At 55.0% G+C, this 2948-nt stretch carries 2 rRNA genes; both read right to left on the reverse strand.

The features are described 5' to 3' along the window. A 23S ribosomal RNA gene (locus HMPREF1627_RS02125) occupies positions 1 to 1062 on the reverse strand; the annotation flags it as partial. Positions 1063 to 1415: 353 nt separating this feature from the next. Continuing rightward, positions 1416 to 2948: ribosomal RNA gene (locus HMPREF1627_RS02130) — 16S ribosomal RNA — on the reverse strand.

Genomic DNA, 2948 nt, shown 5'->3' on the forward strand with positions numbered 1-2948 from the left:
GATCTGGGCTGTTTCCCTCTCGACTACGAAGCTTATCCCCCGCAGTCTCACTGCCATGCTCAACCCTATTGGCATTCGGAGTTTGGCTGACGTCAGTAACCCACAGGGCCCATCGGCCATCCAGTAGCTCTACCTCCAACAGGAACCACACAACGCTGCACCTAAATGCATTTCGGGGAGAACCAGCTATCACGGAGTTTGATTGGCCTTTCACCCCTACCCACAGCTCATCCCCCAGGTTTTCAACCCTGGTGGGTTCGGTCCTCCACAAAGTCTTACCCTTGCTTCAACCTGGCCATGGGTAGATCACCCCGCTTCGGGTCCAGAACACGCGACAAACGCCATATTTCAGACTCGCTTTCGCTACGCATACCCCACACGGGTTAAGCACGCCACATGCCACTGACTCGCAGGCTCATTCTTCAAAAGGCACGCCATCACCCCACAAGGCTCTGACGGCTTAAAAGCATCCGGTTTCAGGTACTATTTCACTCCCCTCCCGGGGTACTTTTCACCATTCCCTCACGGTACTATGCACTATCGGTCACTCAGTAGTATTTAGGCTTACCAGGTGGTCCTGGCAGATTCACACGAGATTTCACGAGTCCCGCACTACTCGGGAACACAACCCACACAACATGTCACCGGCTGGCCTACACGACTATCACGCACTACGGTCCCCCATCCCAAGAGGTTCAACCACCAACAACACACCATGCCCACCCCCGGCAGAAGGCGAACGATCATGCCCCACAACACCCCATGCGCAACGGCCGCCGCCTATCACACGCACAAGGTTTAGCCTCCTCCGCTTTCGCTCGCCACTACTCACGGAATATCTTCTCCTACGGGTACTGAGATGTTTCACTTCCCCGCGTTCCCCCCACCACCCTATTTCATTCAAGTGATGGTAACTGGCCATAACACCAGCTAGGTTCCCCCATTCGGAAATCCTTAGATCAACGCTCGCTCGTCAACTCCCTAAGGCATATCGCAGACCGCCACGTCCTTCATCAGCTCTGAGTGCCAAGGCATCCACCGAATGCCCACAAAAACTAAACAAAACCACAGACACAAAAAACAAAAAAGAAACAAAACCCTAAAACAAAAAAAATTTTAGAGAACAGGTTTCAATTGCAATAAAGATGCTCATCAACCACTATACAGATCACAAACAACACACCACACAACCACCAACACCAGAAAACCATCCAGCATCAACAGTTGTGGGCTTATCGCCCAACAGGTGTTGAACGTGAACCCGACAGCATGCTTGCCTCTTGCATAACATTTATGCCCAACCCAAAAACGCACCCACACCCACCACCCAAACAGTAGTGACTTAATGCAGGCACAAGAAACACACACCCAACCAAACCAGCCAGGCGCGCATCCCCCTAAAATGGGCTCCCTAGAAAGGAGGTGATCCAGCCGCACCTTCCGGTACGGCTACCTTGTTACGACTTCGTCCCAATCGCCAATCCCACCTTCGACCACTCCCCCCAAACGGTTAGGCCATGGGCTTCGGGTGTTACCAACTTTCGTGACGTGACGGGCGGTGTGTACAAGGCCCGAGAACGTATTCACCGCAGCGTTGCTGATCTGCGATTACTAGCGACTCCACCTTCATGGGGTCGAGTTGCAGACCCCAATCCGAACTGAGACCGGCTTTAAGGGATTCGCTCCACCTCACAGTATCGCAACCCTCTGTACCAGCCATTGTAGCATGCGTGAAGCCCAAGACATAAGGGGCATGATGATTTGACGTCATCCCCACCTTCCTCCGAGTTAACCCCGGCAGTCCCCCACGAGTCCCCACCATAACGTGCTGGCAACATAGGGCAAGGGTTGCGCTCGTTGCGGGACTTAACCCAACATCTCACGACACGAGCTGACGACAACCATGCACCACCTGCACACGACCAACTAAATGCCACCACATCTCTGCAGTGCCGCCGTGCATGTCAAGCCTTGGTAAGGTTCTTCGCGTTGCATCGAATTAATCCGCATGCTCCGCCGCTTGTGCGGGCCCCCGTCAATTCCTTTGAGTTTTAGCCTTGCGGCCGTACTCCCCAGGCGGGGCACTTAAAGCGTTAGCTACGGCGCAGAAACCACGGGTGGCCCCCACACCTAGTGCCCAACGTTTACAGCGTGGACTACCAGGGTATCTAATCCTGTTCGCTCCCCACGCTTTCGCTCCTCAGCGTCAGTAACGGCCCAGAGACCCGCCTTCGCCACCGGTGTTCTTCCTGATATCTGCGCATTCCACCGCTACACCAGGAGTTCCAGTCTCCCCTACCGCACTCAAGTCTGCCCGTACCCACCGCACGCCCCCAGTTAAGCCAGAGGATTTCACGGCAGACGCGACAAACCGCCTACAAGCCCTTTACGCCCAATAATTCCGGACAACGCTCGCACCCTACGTATTACCGCGGCTGCTGGCACGTAGTTAGCCGGTGCTTCTTTACCCACTACCCTCACCACAACCTTGAGTTGCGGCTTGACCATGAGCGAAAGAGGTTTACAACCCGAAGGCCTTCATCCCTCACGCGGCGTCGCTGCATCAGGCTTTCGCCCATTGTGCAATATTCCCCACTGCTGCCTCCCGTAGGAGTCTGGGCCGTATCTCAGTCCCAATGTGACCGGTCACCCTCTCAGGCCGGTTACCCGTCAAAGCCTTGGTAAGCCATCACCCCACCAACAAGCTGATAGGCCGCGAGCCCATCCCCCACCAGAAAAAACCTTTCCACCACCCCCCATGCGAAGGACAGTGAATACCCGGTATTAGCAGCCGTTTCCGACCGTTATCCCAAAGAAGAGGGCAGGTTACTCACGTGTTACTCACCCGTTCGCCACTCATCCAGCCCAGCAAGCTGAGCCTTCAGCGTTCGACTTGCATGTGTTAAGCACGCCGCCAGCGTTCGTCCTGAGCCAGGATCAAACTCTCC

The organism is Actinomyces sp. S6-Spd3 (genome assembly GCF_000758755.1).
GTDB lineage: Bacteria > Actinomycetota > Actinomycetes > Actinomycetales > Actinomycetaceae > Pauljensenia.